The following is a 22,666-nucleotide window of genomic DNA, read 5'->3' on the forward strand; positions in this document are numbered from 1 at the left end:
CGTGACCCGTTCAGCGGCTGGTTGAGCCGGTGTGTCGTCGCTGCGACCACTGCCCCGCTTCAAACAGTGCGACCACCAGGATTGCCAAGGCAAACGGCAGTAGCAGGTAGAACCCTCTGAATACGATCAGGGCGGCCAGCACGTCAGCGGTGGGCAGCTCAGGCATCGCAGCGAGAAAGGTCACCTCGAGCACGCCGAGTCCGCCGGGTGCATGTGACAGCAACGCCAGTGAAAATGAGGCAAGGAATACGCCGAGCACGACCAGGTAGCCCGGATTATCCGCCTCGGGCAACGCAAAGTAGATGATCGCCGCGGCGCAGGCGAGCTCCAGAGGCGCGGCAATCAGTTGCCTGCCGACGATAGGCAGGCGCGGATAGGTGATGTGCCATTTGCCGATATGCATGGGCGGGAAGTGCCGCCAGGCGCCGATCACATAAAGCCCGATCACGCCCAGCAGCGATGCGCCTATCGCCCTCGACAGCCATGGCTCGGCATCGACGAGCCTGTTGAGCAATTCCGGCCGGAGGATCAACACCAGGCCGCCGGCCAGCAGCGTGCCAAGAAAAAAGGTCAATGAGCAGAACACGATCACTACGCCAATTTCGTGTGGCGTCAGGCCTTTGCTGCGATATGCGCGGTACCGCACCACCGCGCCGGAAAACACCGACGCGCCAACGTTATGAGCGAGGGCATAGGTCGTGAAGGAGCAGAGCGTGATAAACCACCACGAGATGTGCTTGCCAAGGTGCGCTATGGCGATGCGGTCGTACCAGGCTAGCGCAAAATAGGCGCCCAGCGTTGCCAGCCCGGCCATGACCCAACGGGGTTGGCTGATCGCGTCGAGGCTGTCGGTAAGTTCGGCCAGTGAAAGATTGCGGATTTCCTGATAGAGCATGTAGCCAGACAGCACAACCGCCATGATGCCCACGAGGGTCCAGGCGACATCGCTCCTCTTCAACATTGCGTGGGCTCCTTGGCGACGGCTTATGCCTCGACGCGAAGGTTCGGACACTGGGTAACGTTTCGTCGCGGAATAATTCGGCCGGTCTTTTATCGGCAGCGGGTCGGGCGTTTTGTTCAGTGTCGGGCCAAAAGGCAGGTATGGCGCCATCAACGTCCAGGCATGACCAGAGGCTAATAATCCGCCGCGGCTGCTCGGATCCGGACCCAGTGCTCGATCAGCTCGCGCAACTGCGACATTTCGACTGGTTTGGCCATGTGCCCGTCCATTCCGGCTTCGCGGGCTCGCTCGCGGTGCTCGCTCAGAATGTGCGCAGTCAGGGCGACCACCGGCGTTCGCCGACGGGCCTCGGACGCTTCCCACGCGCGTAGCTGGGCAGTAGCCTCGAAGCCGTCCATCACGGGCATCTCACAGTCCATCAGCACCAGGTCGTAGGGGTGCGCCTTGATCAGTGTGAGCGCCTCCGCTCCGTTGCTGGCGGTATCCGGCTTGAGGTTGAGCTTGCTCAGCATGCCGCGGATAACCTTGGTGGATATGCTGTTGTCCTCGGCAACCAGGATGCGGAAATCGTCCGGCACGGACAGAGGTGCGTTGACTTGAGTCGCCGACGTCTGCGCAATTGCGCTGGTGCGGCGGGCAAGCTCGTCCGCCAAGGTGGTTTTCAGCGTATAGCCGGCAACGGGTTTGGCCAGGATGCGTTTGATGCCGGCGTTGCGTGCGATGATCTTGCTCGGCGCGCTACTCATGCCGGTCAGCATGATCAACAAGATGTCGTGATTGAGGCTGAAGTCTTCCTTGATTCTGCTCGCCAGCTGCATGCCCGTCATACCGGGCATGTCCTGATCGAGCAACACCACGTCGAAATAGTCGCGCAAGTGCGCTTTGGTACGCAGCAGTGCCAGCGCCTCTTTGCCTGAGGCTACCGCGCTGACTTCCATGCCCCAGCTGCTGCACTGCTGGCCGAGCACTTTCCGGCAGGTATCGTTGTCATCCACCACTAGTAGCCGCGCACCTTTGAGCTGATGGTCGAGATCGCATGCGGGATCGGCGATTTCGGCGGACAGTGGCAGACTCATCCACAACGTGTTGCCAGCAATGCCGCCAGTCTGAATGCCGAATTCGCCATCCATCAGATGAATCAGCTGACGCGCGATGATCAAGCCGAGGCGACCACCAAGGCGGGTCGCGGCGAGAAAGTCGCGGCTATCCAGCGCAGCATTGAGCAGGGCATCGCGCTCTTGTGTCTCCAGCGGACGGCCGCTGTCCTGTACGGTGATGCGCAGCCGGGGCTGTCCCTCGCGATCATCCACCGCTGCGGTCAGTAGCACCTCGCCTTCTTCGGTTTGCTTGAAGGCGTTCTCGAGCAGATTCAACAGTGCCTGGCGCAGGCGAGTCGGGTCGCCAGCAACCACGTGCGGCATCTGGGGCTGGACAAAACTGATCAGCTCGACTCGCTGCTGTTCGGCCTTGGCGCGGAAGATACTGAGGCAATCTTCGATCAGCGCGTTGAGATCGAACTGCACGTCGTCCAGCTCGATCTGCCCGGATTCCAGTTTGGAAATGTCCAGAATCTCGTTGATCAAGTTGAGCAACTCGTTGCCGGAGCTGTGGATCGTCTGGACGTAATCACGCTGTTTCGCCGACAGCGAGGTGCTGAGTAGCAGTTCACTCATGCCCAGCACACCGTTCATTGGCGTGCGAATCTCGTGGCTGATCTTCGCCAGGAAATCCGCTTTGGTCCGCAGTTCGGCGCTATTAACGGCCTCGGCGGTATGTTGGTTGCGGCTGTCCGATTGAATCTGTCGCTGCCGCTCGAGTAGTGCAAAGCTGAGAATGAGCCCGGAACAGGTGGCCACGCTGAACATGATTCCGGTCAGCCAATCCGGATCGAATTGATTGAAGCCCAACAGAACGGGCAGCACCAAGATAAAGCCGCCATCGAACAACAGCATGCCAGCAACCAGCAATCGGGCCGGCTCGTAGCGCTGCCGCCAATGATGAATAGCCACGACGGTAACGCTGACGGCGGTGCCTAGCACCAGCGCATATATCAACCAGCTGAACCAGAGGTGATCGGTAAGCAAGATGGTTGCTGCTACCGCGCTCACCAGACCTGTTTCCAACGCGAGCACTGCAGTTACCCAGGGTATCTTGCGGTTATGGAAGAAACCGTAGGTGAAGGCCAGCAAGGAAATACAGGTCAGCAACGCGGCCATATCGGCAATCAGCGGCTGGCTATAGATCAGCTTGGGCGACCAGACCGCAAGCAGGCCTAGATTCGTGATCGCGCAAGTGAGAAGGGTGCCGTGTAGCAAGGCAAGCCACACATGGCTGTAGCTCAAGGTGTAGGCGAAGCGCAGCAGGTTGTAGATGGTCAGTAGCGCCAAGGCTCCAAACAATGCGCCGAACAGGTAAGCCGGGCGCGCCAGTCCGACCAGCCCTACCTCATCCACGGTGCTGAACCAGGCCATGATCGGATGGGATGATTGCAGGCGAATGTAGGCCTCGCGAGGCGTATCGTCGCTGGGTAGCGTAAACAGATAGGCCCGGGTGGGCAGGGGGCGCGACTCGAGCGGTCTGAGCTCGCCAGTTTCGATATGGCGTTCCAGCTGCCCGTCACGCAGCAGGTAAAAATCGAGGTACTGCACGCGTGGCGCAAAGATCCACAACCAGTTCGGCTCGGCGAACGCGGGGAGGTTCACCTGCAGCCAGATGGCGTTATCGCTCGCTGGAGCGGCATAGGCACGTTTGTCGATTCGCTGGAACAGGCTGCGCTGGGCGACAACCTCATCAAGCGTGAGCAAGCCGGATTGGTCGACGAGTAATCGCCAGTTGGGCTCTGCCGCTGCTATGGCGTCTGGGGATACAGGAAGGGGGGCGGGCTCGGTAACGGCGCCCAATGCAGGCCATGCAACCAGCGCAGTCAGCAACAGACTGAAGGTAAAAGCAATGGCGACCCAGAGTCGACGCACGATTGAAGTCCCTTCATGTGTGTGGCGGTGGATTATAACCACCGCACGGGCGCTCAGTAACGCGCGCGACGACCTATAAGAGTTGCCGCCGCGCACATTACCGCGATTATCGCGCTTAGCTTTCGCCCTGCTCACGTGCAATTGCACGATAGCCGATGTCATGGCGGTAGAAATGTCCGTCCCAGTCGATTCGGGCCGCCAGTGCATATGCATTTTGCTGGGCCGCGGAGACTGTTTCACCAAGTGCCGTCGCGCAGAGGACGCGACCGCCTGAGGTGGTTACCGCTCCGTCCGCCAACAGGGTACCGGCATGGAACACCTTGCCTTGCAGTTGGGCAGCAGCCTTCAGGCCGTGGATCGCGGCGCCTTTGCTGTACTCGCCTGGATAGCCCCCCGCAGCCATTACCACGCCGAGGCTCGGGCGCGGGTCCCACTGTGCTTCGATCTTGTCCAGCGCCTTGGCCAGGGCTGCTTCCACAAGCAGTACCAGACTGGACTGCAAGCGCAACATGATCGGCTGGGTCTCCGGGTCGCCGAAGCGGCAATTGAACTCGATGACTTTGGGTGCACCGTGGTGATCGATCATCAAGCCGGCGTAGAGAAAGCCGGTATAAACGTTGCCCTCGGCAGCCATGCCTTTCACCGTCGGCCAGATCACTTCGTCCATCACGCGTTGGTGGACATCGGCTGTCACCACGGGCGCAGGGGAATAGGCGCCCATGCCTCCCGTATTCGGGCCGGTGTCGCCATCGCCGACGCGCTTGTGGTCCTGGCTGGTCGCCATCGGCAACACATTGGCGCCATCGACCATGACGATAAAGCTGGCTTCCTCGCCGTCGAGAAATTCTTCGATCACCACGCGTGCGCCCGCATCACCGAATGCGTTGCCGGAGAGCATGTCGCGCACGGCCTCTTCCGCTTCGGTCAGGGTCATGGCGACGATCACACCCTTGCCAGCGGCCAGGCCGTCGGCCTTGATCACGATCGGGGCGCCCTTTTCTTGCAGATAGGCGAGAGCCGGTTCGACTTCGGTGAAGTTCTGGTAGTCGGCGGTGGGAATCTTGTGGCGAGCCAGGAAGTCTTTGGTGAACGCCTTGGAGCCTTCCAGTTGAGCTGCGGCGGCCGTCGGGCCGAAGCAGTCGAGCCCGCGCGAACGGAACAGGTCGACTACACCTTTGACCAGCGGCGCCTCGGGGCCGACGATCGTCAGCTGTACGTTGTGCTCGGCGAAGTCCGCCAATTGCTCGATGGCCAATACATCGATCGCGACATTTTCACATTTGGCTTCAGTTGCCGTGCCGGCATTGCCGGGCGCGACAAAGACTTTCTTGACGCGCGGGTCCTGTGCGACCTTCCAGGCCAGGGCGTGCTCGCGGCCGCCGCTGCCGATGATTAAAACGTTCATTTGTCTCTCCCAATGGAGGCGGGCCGATAGCCCGTTTGGTGGATAAGCGAACCGTTATCCACCCTATGAAACCCGAGGTCGCGATCGGGCTGGTAGATGCGAGGCGCCCGATTCTTCCCCCAGCGGAGTTGCCTTCCGGCAATGAACATGGGGAAGAGTCGGGCAACGCCGCAAACGCCTGTCCGAGTGCAGCCGATTCAGTGCCGGAAATGGCGCATGCCGGTGAACACCATGGCGATGCCAGCTTCATCGGCTGCGGCGATTACTTCGGCGTCGCGCATCGAACCACCTGGCTGGATCACTGCAGTAATGCCAGCTTTGGCGGCATTGTCGATGCCATCACGAAACGGGAAAAACGCATCGCTGGCCATCACTGCGCCGGGCACCGGCAGGCCGGCATGTTCGGCCTTGATCGCGGCGATACGTGCAGAATTGACCCGGCTCATCTGACCGGCTCCGACCCCGACCGTCTGCCGGTTCTTGGCATAGACAATGGCGTTGGATTTGACGAACTTGGCGACCTTCCAGGCAAAGATCAGGTCGTGGATTTCCTGCTCGGATGGGGCGCGCTGGGTGACGACCTTGAGGTCGGCTTCGCTGATCATGCCGATATCGCGGCTCTGAACCAGAAGCCCGCCGTTGACGCGCTTGAAATCCCAGCCTGGCGCACGCTCGGCGGGCCACTGGCCGCATTCGAGCAGGCGAATATTGGCTTTGCTTGCGATGACTTCACGGGCTTCGGCGCAAATGCTCGGCGCGATGATTACTTCGACGAACTGGCGTTCGACGATGGCTTTTGCGGTCTCGCCGTCGAGCTCGCGGTTGAAGGCAATGATGCCGCCAAATGCGGACTCGCTGTCGGTGGCATAGGCCAGTTCATAAGCTTGACGGATACCGCCCTCAGCATCCGGAACCACGGCGACGCCGCAAGGGTTGGCGTGCTTGACGATGACGCAGGCTGGCTTGACGAAGCTCTTCACGCACTCAAGCGCGGCGTCGGTGTCGGCCACGTTGTTGAAGGACAGTTCCTTGCCCTGCAACTGGCGGGCAGTCGCAACGCAGGCTTCGTCGGCGGTTTCGACATAGAACGCCGCGATCTGATGCGGGTTCTCACCGTAGCGCATGTCCTGCGCCTTGACGAACTGGGTGGTGAAGGTGCGCGGCAGCAGACTGCGGCCTTCGGTGGAAAGTGTCTCGGCGCTCTGGTCGACCGTGCCCAGGTAGTTGGCGATCATGCCGTCGTAGGAAGCCGTATGCTCGAAGGCTTTAAGCGCCAGGTCGAAGCGCTGCGCATAGGTCAGCCCGCCGGTCTTGAGGTTCTCGATGACGCTGGCATAGTCATCGGCGTTGACCACGATGGCGACGTCCTTGTGGTTCTTAGCCGCGCTGCGGACCATGGTCGGGCCGCCGATGTCGATATTCTCGATCGCGTCCGGCAGCGTGCAGCCAGGCTTGGCGACGGTGGCAGCGAACGGATAAAGGTTGACCGCAACCAGGTCAATCGGGTTGATGCCATGTTCGACCATGACCTCGCCGTCCAAGTCACGCCGGCCGAGGATGCCGCCGTGTATCTTCGGGTGCAGGGTCTTGACCCGACCATCCATCATTTCCGGAAAACCGGTGTAGTCGGCGACTTCGACCGCGGCGATCTGGTTTTCGCGCAACAGCTTGAAGGTACCGCCGGTTGAGAGAATTTCGACGCCGAGTGCGACGAGCTCGCGTGCGAATTCAACGACGCCGGTCTTGTCGGACACGCTGATCAGCGCGCGGCGGACGGGAAGGCGGGTGCTTTGGTCGGTCATAGACATTTCCTAGGAGCTACAGGCTGCGAGCGGACAAGCCCTTGAGAGACGGCTTGCACCGTTCCATCGGAGCGCGCCGCTGTTCAGAGAAGGTCGTACTGCTTGAGTTTCTTGCGCAGGGTGCCGCGGTTCAGACCCAACAGCTCCGAGGCCTTGGTCTGGTTGCCTTTGACGTAATTCATTACGGTTTCCAACAGTGGGGCCTCCACTTCGGAGAGCACCAGGTTGTAAACGTCGGTAACGTCTGCGCCTTCCAGACGAGCGAAATAGTTGTGCAACGCCTTCTCTACACTGCCTCGCAAGGTCTGGCCTGCTTCGCTTGGCGTGTTGAGGTGTTGCTTGAGGTTCACGTTGTCGCTCACGGATGTTGTTCCAGTTAACAAGGTTTCGTTCAACAGCGTCATGCAGCCACCCCTTTTCCTTCCCCCGAAACAGGGCTTGTACGGCGCTCGGCGAAAAACCTCCGAACGCTGGCGCATTGCGCATCCCTGTCTTCCAAACCGTTGAACCGGCCGCGGTATTCCTGCGCGCCGGGTAGTGTTGCCAGATACCAGCTGACGTGCTTACGGGCGATACGTACACCCATCACATCGCCATAGAACGCATGCAGTGCTTCGAGGTGCTGCAGCAGAATCTCCTCGACTTCGACCAGCGTCGGCGATGCCATCAACTCGCCTGTGGCGAGGTAGTGGTTGATCTCGCGAAAGATCCACGGTTTGCCCTGGGCCGCACGGCCGATGAGCAGTCCGTCCGCGCCGGTCTTGTCGAGTACCTGGCGGGCCTTTTCTGGTGTATCGATGTCTCCATTGGCAAACACAGGTATCGAGACGGCCTGCTTGATCGCGGCAACGGTCTCGTATTCCGCATCGCCGGTGTAAAGGTCGGCACGTGTACGGCCGTGCACGGCCAATGCAGCGATTCCGGACTGTTCGGCGATTCTCGCCACCGAGAGTCCGTTCTTGTTCTGTCTGTCCCAGCCGGTTCGGATCTTCAGCGTCACGGGCACATCAACCGCGCCGACCACGGCCTCGAGTATCTCCGATACCAGTTTTTCATCCTTCATCAGCGCCGAGCCGGCGGCCTTGTTGCACACTTTCTTGGCTGGGCAACCCATGTTGATATCAATGATCTGCGCGCCGAGCTCGACATTGCGAGCAGCCGCTTCGGCCAGCATTTGTGGATCGCCACCGGCGATCTGCACAGAGCGTGGCTCTGGATCCCCTTCGTGCAGCAAGCGCAGGCGCGATTTGCGGCTGTTCCACAGGCGCACATCGCTGGTCACCATTTCCGACACCACCATGCCGGCGCCTAGGCGTCGACATAACTGGCGGAACGGCTGATCGGTCACGCCGGCCATGGGCGCGAGGATCAACCGATTCGAAAGGATGTAGGGGCCGATGCGTACCGCTGACATGAAGATTCCCTGCTTGGAGCCTGCTTGTTAGGTCGATCGGGACAGCAAAAAAGGGTGTGCATAATACCCGCTACGGATGACGGGTTAAAGGCTGTTTTGAACAAAATCTGAACAGCTCCGGCCTTATAACCAGCCGTAGCAGGCTGCCCTGAAGCGGGGCGCGGCAACGCCGCTCATCGTCTCAGGCGCAGCGGGTATCAGTCGGGTGAGCGAAACGCGAGGCTGTAGTTAACCGCCGTAATGCCAGGGTCGAGGATATCCAGAGCGATGTGGATTGGAATCTGCGACGGCATTTCCCGCTGTCCTGCGAGCTCTCCGGAAAGGTATTCGCCAGGCTTGAACGTCCGCTGCGCCAGTGTCTTACCCTGGATGTCAGCGAAACGTACTTCCAGCAACGGGAACGGTTGGGCGAAGGGCGCGCGGTTGTAGATGATTGCGTCGACTACCAGCGCTCCTGCGAAATCCGGATGGCTGCGCACCACGAGATTGCTGCTCTTGATCTGGCTGATGTCGACTCTGGGCGGTAGCTTGCAGTCCACCACAGGGCAGACTTTTTCCAGCCATGGGCGGTACTCATCCTGTCGCGCCAGCTCATCGAAGTTATAGATCACATATTGGGTCACCAATCCAAGCAGGGCGATCAGGTTCAGCAAGCCCCAGCCCATCCAACGGCCCCAGGGCCGACGGCGCGCCTGCCAAGCGAGCTGCAACGGTTCATCGTCCAGTTCGAATAAGCGCTCTTCACGATCTTGACGTGGTGATCGCGTTGATTCGTGCTCGGTGCCGGACCTGTCTCGGCCTGTCAGCGTTGTGCGAGCGCTGGTCTCACCGGAATCCAAGGGCAGATCGACCAGCGGTTCGGCGCGCTCCGTTGAGTTGACCTGTCGGATCAGTGGATCAGGCGCCGCGAGCGGACTTGGCGGGGCGGGATGTTCGACACTCACCGGGGTGAAGCGAATATCCGCGGCGTCGACAGCGGCTTCGCCGGTGTGTTCTGGTTTCGCCTCGGGTGGTTCGTTGTTGGCCTGGGGCGATGATTCCGCGCTTAGCAGCTGCTCGGCCCACGCTTCGTCGTCGTCACTCGTAAGATCGGCGTGGGTGTGATGCTGCTGCTCACCGGGTTGCGGCTCCAGTTCGAGAAACTCGCGGGACAGTTCCAGCTCCTGCCGCTCAAGCTTCGCCAGCTCTTCATCGAGGTCCAGGCTATCGAGATCCAGATCGTCGTGGATCCATAGTGTGTCGTCTCGACCGGCAGATTTGGCTGGCTGTGCCCGCTCGCTTGGCACCTGGCTGGCGGCGGGGACGTCAGTGGCGCGGCTCGTGACATCCGGTCCTGCTTCTCTGGTGCCTGTCGTGTCTGCGTCTTGCAGGTAACGGGCGGCATTGAACAGCTCCATGCAGGCGCCGCACCGCACCACACCCTGGGCAGCGGCGAGCTGGGTGCGGCTGACGCGGAAGCTGGTCTGGCAATGGGGGCACTGGGTGACGAAGCTGGTCATGCGTTGGTCCGGCTTAAATGGCCGTAGTCTAGCGTATGCACGTTAATGAGCAGCAGCGGAGGACGGCGAGTTGATTGCTGGATCTGAGACATTATTCAGAGCCGACGAGTGCCGGTGATCCGCACCCAGCCGTCTTTGTCGGCCGTTGGGTCAAGGTCGAATTGGTTGGCATAGGCGGTGCGCACCTCTTCTGCCTGCTCGGCCAATATTCCCGACAGGGCAAGACGGCCGCCGGGCTTGACCCTTTCAATAATGCGCGGCGCCAATGCCACCAGCGGGCCGGCAAGAATGTTGGCGACCACTACGTCAGCCTGGCCCTCGGGTAGCTGCTCGGGCAGATACAGCGGGAAGCGCGCCGGGTCGATGCCGTTGCGCCCTGCATTGTCGCGTGATGCTTCAAGGGCCTGCACGTCGATATCGGTTCCGACGGCTTGCTTCGCGCCCAGGAGCAGGGCAGCAATGGCGAGAATGCCCGATCCGCAGCCGAAATCGAGTACTTCGAGACCTTTCAATGGCTGGGCGTCAAGCCACTCCAGGCAAAGCGCCGTGGTCGGGTGAGTGCCGGTGCCGAAGGCCAGGCCGGGGTCAAGCAAGAGGTTCACGGCATCCGGTTCTGGAGCAGCGTGCCAGCTCGGCACGATCCATAGACGATTGCCGAAACGCATCGGGTGAAAATTGTCCATCCAACTGCGTTCCCAGTCCTGGTCTTCGATGCGCTCGAGCTGGTATTCAGGTAACTCTCCGCCCGTAAGTAACTGCAGGTGGGCCATGAGATTACTTTCATCAGTATCGCCTTCGAACAATGCCAGCAGGTGGGTGTGCGACCACAGCGGCGTGGTATTGAGGTCGGGTTCGAATATCGGCTGATCTTCGGCGTCCATGAAGGTCACCGACACTGCACCCACGCCCAGAAGCGCGTCTTCGAGGGTTTCTGCCTGTTCGGGGGAAATCGCGAGACGGAGTTGTAGCCAGGGCATTGGGGCCTCTCGGAGCGAGCGACCGGAATAACCGGTCGGAAAAGTCGGAATCTTACTGGAGCCTGTGAGTGGCATCCATCCTGCTGATGCCAGAAACGACAAGGGCTGCCGATTGGCAGCCCTTGTCGATGTCCGCACTGAATCAGTGCTTGTCCATTCCCAGCTTCTTCTCCAGGTAATGGATGTTCACGCCGCCTTTGCCGAAGCCATCATCACGAACCAGATCCCGGTGCAGCGGGATGTTGGTCTTGATTCCGTCGACAACGATTTCGTCCAGAGCGTTGCGCATGCGCGCCATTGCTTCCTCACGAGTGGCGCCGTAGGTGATCAGCTTGCCGATCAGCGAATCGTAATTCGGTGGTACCGAATAGCCGCTGTACAGGTGCGAATCAACCCGGACGCCGTTGCCGCCAGGCGCATGGAAGTGCTTGACCTTGCCTGGACTTGGCAGGAAGTTCGAAGGGTCTTCGGCGTTGATCCGGCATTCCAGGGAGTGGCCGCGAATGACCACGTCTTCCTGCTTGATCGACAGCTTGTTGCCTGCCGCGATGCTGAGCATTTCCTTGACGATGTCGACGCCAGTCACCATTTCGGTTACCGGATGCTCGACCTGAACGCGGGTGTTCATCTCGATGAAGTAGAAGCGGCCGTCTTCGTATAGGAACTCAAAAGTGCCGGCGCCCCGGTAACCGATCTCGACGCAGGCATCGGTGCAGCGCTTGAATACTTCGGCGCGGGCCTTCTCGTCGATATATGGAGCCGGTGCTTCTTCGAGAACCTTCTGATGGCGGCGTTGAAGCGAACAGTCGCGGTCGCCCAGATGCACGGCGTTGCCCTGTCCATCAGACAGTACCTGGACTTCCACGTGGCGCGGATTGCCCAGGAATTTCTCGAGATAGACCATCGGATTGCCGAACGCTGCGCCCGCTTCGGTGCGGGTCAGCTTGGCCGACTTGATCAGGTCTTCTTCGTGATGGACCACGCGCATGCCGCGGCCACCGCCGCCACCCGCCGCTTTGATGATGACCGGGTAGCCGACCTCACGGGCGATACGAAGGGCTTCCTTCTCGTCTTCCGGCAGTGGGCCGTCGGAGCCGGGAACCACCGGCACGCCGGCCTTGATCATCGCCTCCTTGGCCGAGACCTTGTCGCCCATCAGGCGAATGGTGTCGGCTTTCGGGCCGACAAAGGCGAAACCGGATTTTTCCACTTGCTCAGCAAAGTCGGCATTTTCTGCGAGAAAACCATAGCCGGGATGTATCGCTGTGGCGCCAGTCACTTCCGCTGCGGCAATGATCGACGGGATATGCAGGTAAGAGTTGGTCGCGAGCGCCGGGCCGATGCAGACGGATTCGTCGGCCAGGGCCAGGTGCATCAGCTCTCGGTCAGCGGTGGAGTGAACCGCGACGGTCTTGATCCCCAGCTCTTTGCAGGCTCGCAAGATCCGCAGGGCAATTTCACCGCGGTTGGCGATTAGTACTTTTTCCAACATCGCTGGCTCTCCGCGGTTCAAACGATGGTGAACAGCGGCTGGTCGTATTCGACCGGCTGACCATTCTCCACCAGGATGGATTCTATGGTGCCGCTGGTTTCGGCCTCGATGTGGTTCATCATCTTCATGGCTTCGACGATGCAGAGGATGTCGCCCTTCTTAACGCTCTGGCCGACTTCAACGAAGCTTGCCGACTCCGGCGAGGAGGCGCGGTAGAACGTGCCGACCATCGGCGAACGGATTACGGTGCCATTGAGCTTTGGCTGCGCCGGTGCAGCATCGGCTGCGGGTGCGGCAGGGGCTGCTGCTGCGGGCGCTGGCATCGGTGCCGGAGCGTAATAAGGCTGTTGCATGGCCGCTTGCTTGCTGTGGCGGCTGATGCGAACGGATTCTTCGCCTTCGTGAATTTCCAGCTCATCGATACCGGACTCTTCCAGCAGTTCGATCAGTTTTTTGACTTTGCGAATATCCATGAAGCGGTGACTCCCGAGGTAAGTTCAAAGGGCATTGCTGCTCGCTTCTTCGAGGCCGGGCGCATGTCGCGCGCGGTCCTGTCAGGAAGCAGCGAGTTGTTCCAGGGCGGCCTCCAATGCCAGGCGGTAGCCGCTGGCGCCAAGGCCGCAGATCACTCCTACCGCGACGTCTGAGAAGTAGGAGTGATGACGGAAAGGTTCACGCTTGTGCACGTTTGACAGGTGCACTTCGATGAATGGGATGCTCACCGCCAGCAGCGCGTCACGTAGCGCGACGCTGGTATGCGTGAAAGCGGCGGGGTTGATCAGGATGAAATCGACGCCTTCGCTGCGCGCGGCATGAATCCGCTCGATCAGTTCGTACTCGGCATTGGACTGCAGGTGCAGCAGGTGGTGACCGGCATTGCGGGCTCGCTGCTCCAGATCCTGGTTGATCTGCGCCAGCGTCGTGGCGCCATAGACGCCCGGTTCGCGGGTGCCGAGCATATTAAGATTCGGGCCGTGGAGGACCAGAAGCGTCGCCATGAGTATTCCTTGTTGTTCTGTCCGGACGGGTGCCTGGAAGGGCATCGGTCGGTGAGGGCAAAAACTATGCACGAAGCGAGGGCTGACTGTCCAGTCATGTCTTGATCGGCGTAAATGCCGACATTATGGCTGGAGATTGCCGCAGGGGCCGTCTAGAGAGAGGCTTCGACGCGGTCCAGTCGTTCAGCGAACTGGCTGGCGTTTATTTCGCCCACGACCCTTACGTCGGTTCGCTCCTTGCCGGTGCGATCGAAGAACAGAACCGCTGGCGGGCCGAAGAGTTTATAGCGATCGAGTAATGCCCGTTGCTCCGGGTTGCTGTCGGTGATGTCGAAGCGAATCAGGCGGTAGTCTGCCAGACGGGGGGCGATTTCCGGGGCAGCGAACACTTCACGCTCAATCACCTTGCAGCTGATGCACCAATCGGCGTACCAGTCGAGCATCAGGGGCTGACCGGCTGCCTGCGCTGCGTTGATCTGGGTATCAAGTTCAGCCGGGGTAGATATTGTGTGCCAGGCTTCTGCCTCGCTGGTGAAGCTGCCAGCTGCAACTGGGGTCGAGCGAGGCAGTGGCCGCAGTGGATCGGAGCCTCCTTGTAGCGCACCGACCCAGGTCGCCAAGGCATACACCAGCAGAACCAGGCCCAACAGCTGTGCGAGTTTTTGCCGGGAGGTCTTGGGGGCGAATTCCAGGGTGCCCAGGAACAGTGCCGTGCCGGCGGCCAGCAAGCCCCAGAGTGCCAGCGCTAGCGGGCCTGGCAAGACTCGCTCGAGCATCCATACGGCAACCGCCAGGAGCAATACACCGAAGACGTTGCGCACCGTGACCATCCACGGACCGCTCCTGGGGAGCAGGGCGCCGCCGCCAATCGCGAACAGAATCAGCGGTGTGCCCATGCCCAGGCCAAGGGCAAACAGTTTCAGGCCACCACCCAGCGCATCGCCACTGGCACTGATATACAGCAAGGCGCCGGCAAGCGGTGCCGAGACGCACGGCGAGACCAGCAAGCTGGAGATGGTGCCGAGCAGCGCGGCACCGATGAACGAGCCACCTTTGGCATTGCCAGCGATGCGCTCGAGGCGGTAACCCATCGCTTGCGGCAGGCGTAGCTCAAACAAGCCGAACATCGCCAAGGCAAAGGCGACGAAAAACAGGGCGAACGGCACCAGGATCCAGGGCGACTGCAAGCGTGCCTGCAGATTCAGTTCGGCGCCGAACATGCCCATCAATGCACCCAGCACAGCGAAGCCGGCGGCCATTGGCAGGACGTAGGCGAGTGATAGGCCGAAGCTGCGCATCCCTCCGATCTGCCCGCGCAAAACAACACCAGAAAGAATCGGCAACATGGGCAAGACGCACGGTGTGAACGTCAGCCCCAGCCCGGCGAGAAAGAACAACGCCACTGAGCGCCAGGAGAATCCGGTAGTGCTGTCGGCCCCGCTGCTTGAATCGGTGGCTGCAGATGCCGCCACCGGCGTGCCGCCAATATCGAACGATTCGGTTTCCGGCGGATAGCACAGGCCCTTTTCGGCGCAGCCTTGGTAGGTCACCTTCAACGTAAAGGGCTGGTTCTGTGGGTTGTGAATCGGAAGTTCGAGGTCGAGCACGCCGTAATAGACTTCGACCTCGCCAAAATAGTCGTCGGTCTTTTGCTCTCCCGCCGGCAGCTTCGCTTCTCCGATGACGACCCCGGAGGTATTGGTCTTGAATTTGAACTGGTGCCGGTAGAGGTAATAGCCCTCCGCTGCGACGAAACGCAGCTTGACCTGTTCTGGCGAGGAGTCGACCAGATTCAGGCGAAACGCCTCCCGTACCGGCAGGAAGTCCGCACTGTTGTTCAGCCCCCCAAGCGTTGAGCTGGGGCGGCTATCAAACAGGCCTGCGGCAGCGGGGAGGGCGAACAACAGGATCAGCAGACTCAGCAAACGGCGCATGGTCATCTCACAGGAAGCAGTGACCGCATGATACCCAACGCGGCCAATCGTCGCTCGTACGCAACGTCGCACTACCGCACGTTCTGTAACCAGATGGTGCCGTCTTGCTCGATCCATGGCAGTGTCTGCAGCGCTTGTCCTTCGCAGGGGCCTGCTACGCACTCGCCGCTATCGATGAGAAACAGCGCGCCGTGGGTGGCGCACTGGATGAGGCTGCCGCTACTGTCCAGAAACTGGTCTGGCAGCCACTCCAGGGGGATCCCGCGATGAGGGCAGCGATTGATATAGATGTACAGCGTGCCATTCTTGCGTACTGCCAGCAGGCGCTGCCCTTCTCGTTCGAACCCCTTGCTCTGTCCTTCCATCACGTCGGTGGCTTCACACAATCGAATCATCCGATCCTCCTTAATTCGGCGGAATTATCGCCCAATCAGTCTGTCGTCGGGTCGACAAACAGTGGATAGCGCTGGCGGAGCCAGTGCCTGGCTTTTATCCTTCTGCCCGAACTCCAACTGGCGAAACTTTTGATGAGCCCTGTGCTATCTGCACGCCCGCTGTTTATTTCGCTGGGCCTCATGTGGCTGATCGCCTTCTGGTTGTCGCTGGCGCTTGGGCCGGTCCATCTACCGCTGGTCGACATTTTTAATGCCCTGCCGCAGCTGTTTGCCTTATCGACTGGGAGCGAGCATGCCGACCACGCTGTATTGATCCTCGGGCAGATACGCCTGCCGCGTGCCTTGCTCGGGTTGAGTGTGGGGGCGATGCTGGCCTTGTCCGGCGTTGCCATGCAGGGGTTGTTTCGCAATCCGTTGGCTGATCCGGGGCTGGTCGGTGTCTCCAGCGGCGCCGCACTCGGCGCCGCCGCTATCATCGTCGGTGGTGAGCTGGTCGGCGGAATTTCTCCGCTACTGGAACCCTATCTCCTCTCGATCAGTGCGTTTCTCGGTGGCTTGGCTGTCACGTGGATGGTTTATCGCCTCGGTCGTCGGGACGGCCGTACGCATGTCGCCACGATGCTGCTTGCGGGCATCGCGCTGACCGCTCTGGCGGGCGCGGTAATTGGGCTCTTCACCTACGTGGCGGACGACAGTGCGTTGCGTAGCTTGACCTTCTGGAATCTGGGCAGCCTCAACGGCGCGAGCTACGCACGGCTCTGGCCGCTGTTGCTGGTGACGTTGGCGGTGACATTCTGGTTGCCTCGCCGGGCCCATGCGCTGAACGCGCTGCTGTTGGGTGAATCGGAAGCGCGTCACCTGGGCTTTGATATCGAACGGCTCAAGCGTGAACTGGTGTTTTGCACAGCGCTCAGTGTCGGTGCAGCGGTAGCGGCAGCAGGCATGATCGGGTTCGTTGGCTTGGTGGTTCCACATCTGGTGCGGCTGCTGGTTGGTCCCGACCACCGCTTGCTATTGCCGGCCTCAGCGTTAGCTGGCGGCAGCCTGTTACTGTTTGCCGATCTTCTTGCCCGGCTTATGCTGGCGCCTGCAGAGTTGCCGATCGGTATCGTCACGGCGCTGCTGGGCGCACCTTTCTTCCTTTATCTGTTACTACGGCGGCGGCCTCACTGATGCTCAGTCTTCTACAGGGCTCCGTTCGGCGAGGCACTTCCGACATCCTCACCGGTGTCGACGTCAAGCTGCGGTCGGGCGAGGTTCTAGGGGTGCTGGGGCCGAACGGCGCAGGTAAAAGCACCTTGCTTGGCGCGATGAGCGGTGAGCTACCCATCAGCGCTGGTGAGTTGCTGTTGCAGCAGAAACCGCTGCACGATTGGAGTGCCCCGGAGCGTGCACGCTGCCTGGCGGTGTTGCCACAGAGCTCAAGCTTGAGTTTTGGCTTTCGCGTCGACGAAGTGGTTGGCTTGGGGCGCCTGCCCCATGACAGCGGTCTCGCAGCCGATCGGGTGATCGTCTCGGCAGCATTGCACGCTGCAGATGCGCAACATCTGGCCCAGCGCAGTTACTTGTCACTGTCCGGAGGCGAGCAGCAGCGCGTGCATCTCGCTCGAGTATTGGCGCAGCTGTGGCCTGGGCGTTCCGGGCAGGTCCTGCTACTCGACGAGCCTACGGCGATGCTCGATCCGCTGCATCAGCACAGCATCTTGCACGCGATCCGGCAGTTCGCCGAACTGGGCGGCGCGGTACTGGTTATCCTGCATGATCTGAACCTCGCGGCACGCTACTGCGATCGTCTGTTGCTGCTGGCGGACGGGCGTGTGCGTTTGGCCGGCACGCCCGATCAGGTGTTGCAGGCCGAGCCACTGAGATCGGTTTTCGGCCTCGATGTGTTGATCCAGCGACACCCGGAGAGAGGCCATCCGCTCGTTATTGCCCGCTGAGGATTCCCGTATGCGATTGCTGTTGCCCCTGGTCATGATTCTGCTCACAGCGTGCCAGTCGCCGCCGCGATTGCCGAGCTGGCAGAGTCCGGAGGGGCTCGGCCATCCCGATCTGGGGCAAATTGTAGATCTGCGAAGCGGCGCGCAGATCTCGCCAAAGCAGTTGGCCGATGACTTGGCCGAGGCCGATCAGGTCTTGGTTGGAGAGCGGCATGACAACCCGGACCATCATGCACTCCAGCTTTGGCTTCTTCAGGCTTTGGCACAGCGCCGGGCGCAGGGCAGCCTGTTGTTGGAGATGCTGAATCCGGATCAGCAGGACAACGTGGTTCAGGTGCAGGCATCAGTTGAGTACGGGCAGTGGTCAACTGACCTGGCCGCTGCGCTGGACTGGCAAAAAGGCTGGGAATGGAGGCAGTACGCGCCGTTGCTCAAGCATGCGCTGGCACAACCCTATCCGGTGCTGTCGGCCAATCTCGACCGCCCGGAGATCATGCGAGTCTATCGTCATATACCCACGCTGACCGGTGCTCCGGCTGACAAGCGGGTGCAGCGGGCCTTGATCGAGCAAATTCGGATATCGCATTGCGACATGCTGCCAGAGACGCAGTTGCCTGCCATGCTGGCGGTTCAGCAGCAGCGCGATAGGCGAATGGCTGAGCAGCTGGACGCAGCGCCGAAGCCGGCACTGCTAGTGGCGGGAGCCTTTCATGTCCGGCGTGATCTCGGCGTGCCCTTGCACCTACCGACTCAGGACGGCAAAGCCATCACGCGTGTACTGATCCTTGCGGAAGTGGATGAGGCGATAAGCGCCGATCAGGCCGATTTCGTCTGGTTTACCCCGGCCCAGCCGCAGCAGGACTATTGCGCCGGGCTTCGCAAGGCGACCGAGAACCGCCAATAGCGCGTGAAGAAGCTAACCGGCTTTTGTGCGGGCAAAAAAAGACCCGGCAAGAGCCGGGTCAAAACCGTGATTAGCCTGATGAGGAGATAACCTGAAAAGACGGCTGCCCGTCTTTTCAACCTATCGACTGGCCTCGCGGCCAGTGGTGCTAATAATAACAATTCTCATTCGCTGGTCAACAGGTGAAAGTAAATATATTTCTCCAGTATTGAAATGCGAATCGCTAGGCGGTGAGGGGCATGCGCAGCTGCGTGACCTCTTTGTTCAGCAGGTCAATGCGTCTGGCCATGCTTTCGATCAGGCTGTGAGCAATCTTGGGGTTGCTCTGCATCAGCCCGAGAAACTGATCCTTGGGGATAAGCATGACGGTGCAGGCCACAGCGGCGATGACGGTCGCGCTGCGTTTCTCTTGAGTGAACACCGCCATCGCGCCGAATATTTCGTCACGCTGCACGTCGCCAACCTTCTGCCCGTCTACATACGCCTCGGCGTGGCCTTCGATGATGATGAACACATTGTCCGCATCGTCGCCCTGATGAATCAATTCCTCGCCCGCCGCGAAGTGCTGGAAGCCGGTCGTAGGGTGGATCTCCGGTTGCTTCAGGCGCGCCAGTGCATCCGATAGCAGCGCCGTCTGCCCAATCAGGTACTGGGTATAGAGTTCCTGCCGCCGCTGATCCGTATGGATGTGGCGAAACACTTCGCTGCGCGAATAGGGGGCCAGGCGAATCGATTCTTCGCTGCGATACCGGCACAGCGGCAGCTCCATTCCTTGGCGCAGCCCAAGCAGGTCGCCTTCCTGCATGTAGAACAGTGGCCGTTCGTCGACCAGCGCATGCAGCAGGCCACTCTCGATGATGAACAGTTGCTGCTCGGGCAGCTCTTGCATCAGGTCATCGGAACTCTTGAGCTCAATACTGGAACTCGACGGGGCGAGGCCTTCAAGTAGCTGCGCGGGGATCCCCTGCAAACGGTTGATCAGTTGATCGGCATAGGCCGGTTGTTCCCCGAGTAGATACATGTCAGCAATCCTTGGACGAGCGAGCTCACAGAGGTGGAGCGAAGCGCGTGCTCACGATAAGGCCGCGCTGGGCGAGAGTAAATCTTGTCGAGCGGGCAGTGTGAGCTAGCTCTTGTCTCGGTAATCGTATCGGGCCAGGTGCTGGTTCAGCTCAATTTTCAAGGTGTCCGGCAGTTCCTTCCAGCTGACGTCACGCAACGCACCTTCAATGGCGTAGAGCAGTACTCTTGACGCGCTGAAGCCGCGTGACTTGACCGCCTGGTAGGCGTTGACCGCACCAAGTCGGCGCAGGTCATCGGCGGTATGGATACCCGAGGCGTGCAGCCACTGCGCGGATGTCTTGCCGAGATTTCTCAAGGTCAACAGTTCGTCGTGCATGAATGCTCCTATCGGCCTGGGTAGCCAGCGATGAAGTGAAGCGGTCAGCGAACCCGACGTTGCTGTTCTGGGTTTCCCCACAGACCTTTGAGCTCAGGTTCCAGCTGTGTCACCGGGTCCCGCCCATGGGCTTGTTGCCACCGCTTCACAGCCGACCACGTCCGCAGGTAGCCAAGCAGCTGCGGCAGGTTCCAGTTGGCCTCGATAGCAAATGCCGGAGGTTGGAAGGTTTCGAATGGCGCCTGGATATCTCGGTAACCCGCATCGACGCTGGCGCGCCCCTGTGGCCAGTAACCGCTGAGGGTTCCGTCGTGCAGCTGGCCGATCACGGCGTCCATTGACGGTTCGATGCGAAGCAAGCTGTAGCACCACGCGCAGAACAGGCCGTCGGCTGATAGCACCCGCTTCGCTTCGGCAAAGAACGCGGGGGTCGCGAACCAGTGCAAAGCCTGTGCGACCACGATCAGATCGGCCTCGCCATGGCGTAGCGGTAGCTGCTCGGCCTGGCCGGCGAATCGCTCCGCAGATCGCCAATCGGTGCTGCTGGTCAGTTGATCAGGGCTGGCATCACACGCCACAACACGCTGGAAGTGGTCCAACAATGGCCGTGTTGCTTGGCCGCTACCGGCCGCAACGTCAAGTGCACAGCGGGTCGTCGGACACCTTTCAGCGAGCCATTTGAACAGGCTGTCCGGGTATGTTGGGCGGAACTGAGCGTAATCCTCAGAACGAATCGAAAAGAGCTGGACACTGTCACCCATGGCAACGGTCCAGCGGTATCAATAGCAGAGCACAATGAGACATGGCCGACTTCCGCTGGCAGACACGCTCAGTATAGAAGCACCGCCGGGTTCTGCCCTCAGCGGTGCCTGGGTATGCTTTTGCGTAAAACTGCCTTGTCAGTCTGAGGATCAGAGGCCCGGCAGGCGCTGGCGAATCGCACTGACCAAGGCGTCGAGGCTCCCCGCTTCGGGTGTATTGATCTGCCGGTTGAGCAGCTGCTCGTGCTCGTTCAGCGGCTCGCGAGATGACTGTTGAGCATCGATCACCGCCATGGTGGCATCGGACGGATCGCCGCCCTCGGCCTGGCGCTGGGTGAGCCACTGTTCGATCACTGCGTCGGGCGCCTCGCAGCTCAGGATCATAAAGGGCACGCCGGTCGACTCTGCAACTTGCCAGGCGGCTTGACGATATTGGCGCCTTAGATAAGTCGCGTCGATTACTACCGAGAAGCCGGCGCTGAGCGCAGTTTCGGCGAGCGAGTGCAATCGCTGATAGGTGGCATCGCCAGCCTCAGTATTGTAAATGCCAGCGTTTAGTTCGGAACCCAAGGGCTCTGGTTGCTGACCGTAGAGCCGCTTGCGCTCGACATCCGAACGTATCCGGATAGCGCCCAGGGCCTCAACCAGGCGCAGTGCAACCTGGCTCTTGCCAACTGCCGACACGCCGTGAGTGATGGCAAGGAAGCGGGAGGGGATGGCGCTGTAGCTCTCAGCCAGATTGGCGTAGCTGCGATACTGGCGCAGGACGATTCGGCGCTGAACGGCGTCCGTTTCCTGATGCAATCGGAACAGGCTGACCTTGGCCCGAACAAGCGCGCGATACGCCTTGTAGAGGTTGAGCAAGGGAAGCGCGGCGTAGTCGCCAGTGCGTTCCAGCCAGCCGTTGGTGAAGCGCCGTGCCTGACATTTCAATCCTCGATCTTCCAGGTCCATGGCCAGGAAGGCCGCGTCGGAAGCAATATCGATCAGGCGAAATGGCTCGTTGAATTCGATGCAGTCGAACAGCACCACTTTGTCTTCGATGATAGTCGCGTTGCCCAAATGCAGATCGCCGTGGCATTCACGGATGAAACCTTGCTGGCTGCGCTGCTCGAGCAACGGCTGCAGTCGGGCGATGCTGGTTTCTGTCCAATCCAGCAGCGCATCGAGTTGCTGCACATCTGCTTGCTCGGTAAGCAGCGGACGAATCTGCTCGAAGTTCTGCCGCATCGGCGCGACTATCGCCTCGGCACTGTTCAATGCATGGTCGGCTGCCACCTGCGGGATGCTCAGGTGGAACTCGGCGATCTGCTCGGCGAGGGCATCGATGTGATTGTCCGTCAACTCACCGCGCGCCTGTACCTCTGCCATCAGCTGCGTTTGTGGAAACTCACGCATTTGCAGCAGATATTCGATGGGCTCGCCTTTGCCACCGATCTCCGGTTGTTCGGCACTGCCGGTGACAGGCAGGACCTGGAGGTACAGGTCCGGCGCCATGCGCTGGTTCAGGCGTAGCTCTTCCTCGCAGTAATGTTTACGTGCCGCGAGGTCGGTGAAATTGAGGAAGCCGAAATCAACCGGCTTCTTCATCTTATAGGCGTACGTACCCGTAAGGATGACCCAGGAAATGTGGGTCTCGATGACGTTGAAACCGTCGACCGAATGAGGGTACAGGGCCGGATTCTGCAGTGCAGCGATCAGTGCTTGGCTCACGGTCACTCCTTGGAGGTTTGTTGGACGGGTGTGTGAGCACTTTCGGGAGACAGTTCACACAGTCGGAAAACGTCCCATTATGTCCATCCAGGGTAGGCGT

At 60.4% G+C, this 22,666-nt stretch carries 20 protein-coding genes; 3 read left to right on the forward strand and 17 right to left on the reverse strand.

Annotation, left to right across the window (positions count from 1 at the left end; translation table 11 throughout):
• Nucleotides 1–10: 10 nt before the first annotated feature.
• From PSTU_RS0119360 to PSTU_RS0119420, 13 genes are all read right to left on the reverse strand, one after another.
• On the reverse strand, nucleotides 11–961 hold the full coding sequence (locus tag PSTU_RS0119360; RefSeq protein ID WP_019342678.1) for a lysylphosphatidylglycerol synthase transmembrane domain-containing protein: 951 nt from the start codon (nucleotides 959–961) through the stop codon (nucleotides 11–13).
• 173 nt (nucleotides 962–1,134) lie between these two features.
• Nucleotides 1,135–3,933: a hybrid sensor histidine kinase/response regulator gene (locus tag PSTU_RS0119365; RefSeq protein WP_019342679.1), complete on the reverse strand. Its 2,799-nt coding sequence runs from the start codon at nucleotides 3,931–3,933 to the stop codon at nucleotides 1,135–1,137.
• 115 nt (nucleotides 3,934–4,048) lie between these two features.
• Complete coding sequence (purD, locus tag PSTU_RS0119370) at nucleotides 4,049–5,338, reverse strand: phosphoribosylamine--glycine ligase (RefSeq protein WP_019342680.1); 1,290 nt, start codon at nucleotides 5,336–5,338, stop codon at nucleotides 4,049–4,051.
• Between the two features lie 197 nt (nucleotides 5,339–5,535).
• Nucleotides 5,536–7,140, reverse strand: coding sequence for a bifunctional phosphoribosylaminoimidazolecarboxamide formyltransferase/IMP cyclohydrolase (gene purH, locus PSTU_RS0119375; RefSeq protein ID WP_019342681.1), 1,605 nt, complete (start codon nucleotides 7,138–7,140; stop codon nucleotides 5,536–5,538).
• A gap of 83 nt (nucleotides 7,141–7,223) precedes the next feature.
• Nucleotides 7,224–7,544, reverse strand: a complete 321-nt coding sequence (gene fis / locus PSTU_RS0119380; protein WP_019342682.1) for a DNA-binding transcriptional regulator Fis — start codon at nucleotides 7,542–7,544, stop codon at nucleotides 7,224–7,226.
• Nucleotides 7,541–8,554 (reverse strand): tRNA dihydrouridine synthase DusB, encoded by a 1,014-nt coding sequence (dusB, locus tag PSTU_RS0119385; RefSeq protein ID WP_019342683.1) that lies wholly within the window; start codon nucleotides 8,552–8,554, stop codon nucleotides 7,541–7,543. Before dusB ends, fis begins: the two co-directional genes overlap by 4 nt.
• A gap of 197 nt (nucleotides 8,555–8,751) precedes the next feature.
• Nucleotides 8,752–10,053, reverse strand: coding sequence for a DUF3426 domain-containing protein (locus PSTU_RS0119390; RefSeq protein ID WP_019342684.1), 1,302 nt, complete (start codon nucleotides 10,051–10,053; stop codon nucleotides 8,752–8,754).
• A gap of 95 nt (nucleotides 10,054–10,148) precedes the next feature.
• Nucleotides 10,149–11,030: a 50S ribosomal protein L11 methyltransferase gene (prmA, locus tag PSTU_RS0119395; protein ID WP_019342685.1), complete on the reverse strand. Its 882-nt coding sequence runs from the start codon at nucleotides 11,028–11,030 to the stop codon at nucleotides 10,149–10,151.
• Nucleotides 11,031–11,172: 142 nt separating this feature from the next.
• Nucleotides 11,173–12,522, reverse strand: a complete 1,350-nt coding sequence (accC, locus tag PSTU_RS0119400; RefSeq protein ID WP_019342686.1) for an acetyl-CoA carboxylase biotin carboxylase subunit — start codon at nucleotides 12,520–12,522, stop codon at nucleotides 11,173–11,175.
• Nucleotides 12,523–12,539: 17 nt separating this feature from the next.
• Complete coding sequence (accB, locus tag PSTU_RS0119405; RefSeq protein ID WP_019342687.1) at nucleotides 12,540–12,995, reverse strand: acetyl-CoA carboxylase biotin carboxyl carrier protein; 456 nt, start codon at nucleotides 12,993–12,995, stop codon at nucleotides 12,540–12,542.
• 81 nt (nucleotides 12,996–13,076) lie between these two features.
• The gene (aroQ, locus tag PSTU_RS0119410) at nucleotides 13,077–13,520 is read right to left on the reverse strand and encodes a type II 3-dehydroquinate dehydratase (RefSeq protein WP_019342688.1); all 444 of its coding nucleotides are present in this window, start codon (nucleotides 13,518–13,520) and stop codon (nucleotides 13,077–13,079) included.
• Nucleotides 13,521–13,672: 152 nt separating this feature from the next.
• Nucleotides 13,673–15,454 (reverse strand): protein-disulfide reductase DsbD, encoded by a 1,782-nt coding sequence (locus PSTU_RS0119415; protein ID WP_029404883.1) that lies wholly within the window; start codon nucleotides 15,452–15,454, stop codon nucleotides 13,673–13,675.
• A gap of 71 nt (nucleotides 15,455–15,525) precedes the next feature.
• The gene (locus PSTU_RS0119420; RefSeq protein ID WP_019342690.1) at nucleotides 15,526–15,849 is read right to left on the reverse strand and encodes a Rieske (2Fe-2S) protein; all 324 of its coding nucleotides are present in this window, start codon (nucleotides 15,847–15,849) and stop codon (nucleotides 15,526–15,528) included.
• A gap of 132 nt (nucleotides 15,850–15,981) precedes the next feature.
• On the opposite strand from PSTU_RS0119420, the gene PSTU_RS0119425 reads away from it, so the two are divergent.
• From PSTU_RS0119425 to PSTU_RS0119435, 3 genes are read left to right on the forward strand one after another with little or no spacing between them, the layout of a single operon-like run.
• Nucleotides 15,982–17,022, forward strand: coding sequence for a FecCD family ABC transporter permease (locus PSTU_RS0119425; RefSeq protein ID WP_019342691.1), 1,041 nt, complete (start codon nucleotides 15,982–15,984; stop codon nucleotides 17,020–17,022).
• Nucleotides 17,022–17,789, forward strand: coding sequence for a heme ABC transporter ATP-binding protein (locus PSTU_RS0119430; RefSeq protein WP_019342692.1), 768 nt, complete (start codon nucleotides 17,022–17,024; stop codon nucleotides 17,787–17,789). Before PSTU_RS0119425 ends, PSTU_RS0119430 begins: the two co-directional genes overlap by 1 nt.
• A gap of 10 nt (nucleotides 17,790–17,799) precedes the next feature.
• The gene (locus PSTU_RS0119435) at nucleotides 17,800–18,693 is read left to right on the forward strand and encodes a ChaN family lipoprotein (RefSeq protein ID WP_019342693.1); all 894 of its coding nucleotides are present in this window, start codon (nucleotides 17,800–17,802) and stop codon (nucleotides 18,691–18,693) included.
• 223 nt (nucleotides 18,694–18,916) lie between these two features.
• Here PSTU_RS0119435 and PSTU_RS0119440 read toward each other — a convergent pair whose 3' ends face one another.
• From PSTU_RS0119440 to PSTU_RS0119455, 4 genes are all read right to left on the reverse strand, one after another.
• A complete protein-coding gene (locus tag PSTU_RS0119440; RefSeq protein WP_019342694.1) occupies nucleotides 18,917–19,714 on the reverse strand; it encodes a Crp/Fnr family transcriptional regulator in 798 nt (265 codons plus the stop codon).
• A gap of 105 nt (nucleotides 19,715–19,819) precedes the next feature.
• Nucleotides 19,820–20,092 (reverse strand): TfoX/Sxy family protein, encoded by a 273-nt coding sequence (locus tag PSTU_RS0119445; protein WP_019342695.1) that lies wholly within the window; start codon nucleotides 20,090–20,092, stop codon nucleotides 19,820–19,822.
• 44 nt (nucleotides 20,093–20,136) lie between these two features.
• The gene (locus PSTU_RS0119450; protein ID WP_019342696.1) at nucleotides 20,137–20,853 is read right to left on the reverse strand and encodes a class I SAM-dependent methyltransferase; all 717 of its coding nucleotides are present in this window, start codon (nucleotides 20,851–20,853) and stop codon (nucleotides 20,137–20,139) included.
• A gap of 150 nt (nucleotides 20,854–21,003) precedes the next feature.
• Entirely contained in the window at nucleotides 21,004–22,566 is a 1,563-nt protein-coding gene (locus tag PSTU_RS0119455) for an AAA family ATPase (RefSeq protein ID WP_019342697.1), read from the reverse strand.
• Between the last annotated feature and the right edge of the window lie 100 nt (nucleotides 22,567–22,666).

The sequence above is a fragment of the Stutzerimonas stutzeri SDM-LAC genome (assembly GCF_000235745.1).
GTDB classification, from domain to species: Bacteria; Pseudomonadota; Gammaproteobacteria; order Pseudomonadales; family Pseudomonadaceae; genus Stutzerimonas; species Stutzerimonas stutzeri_H.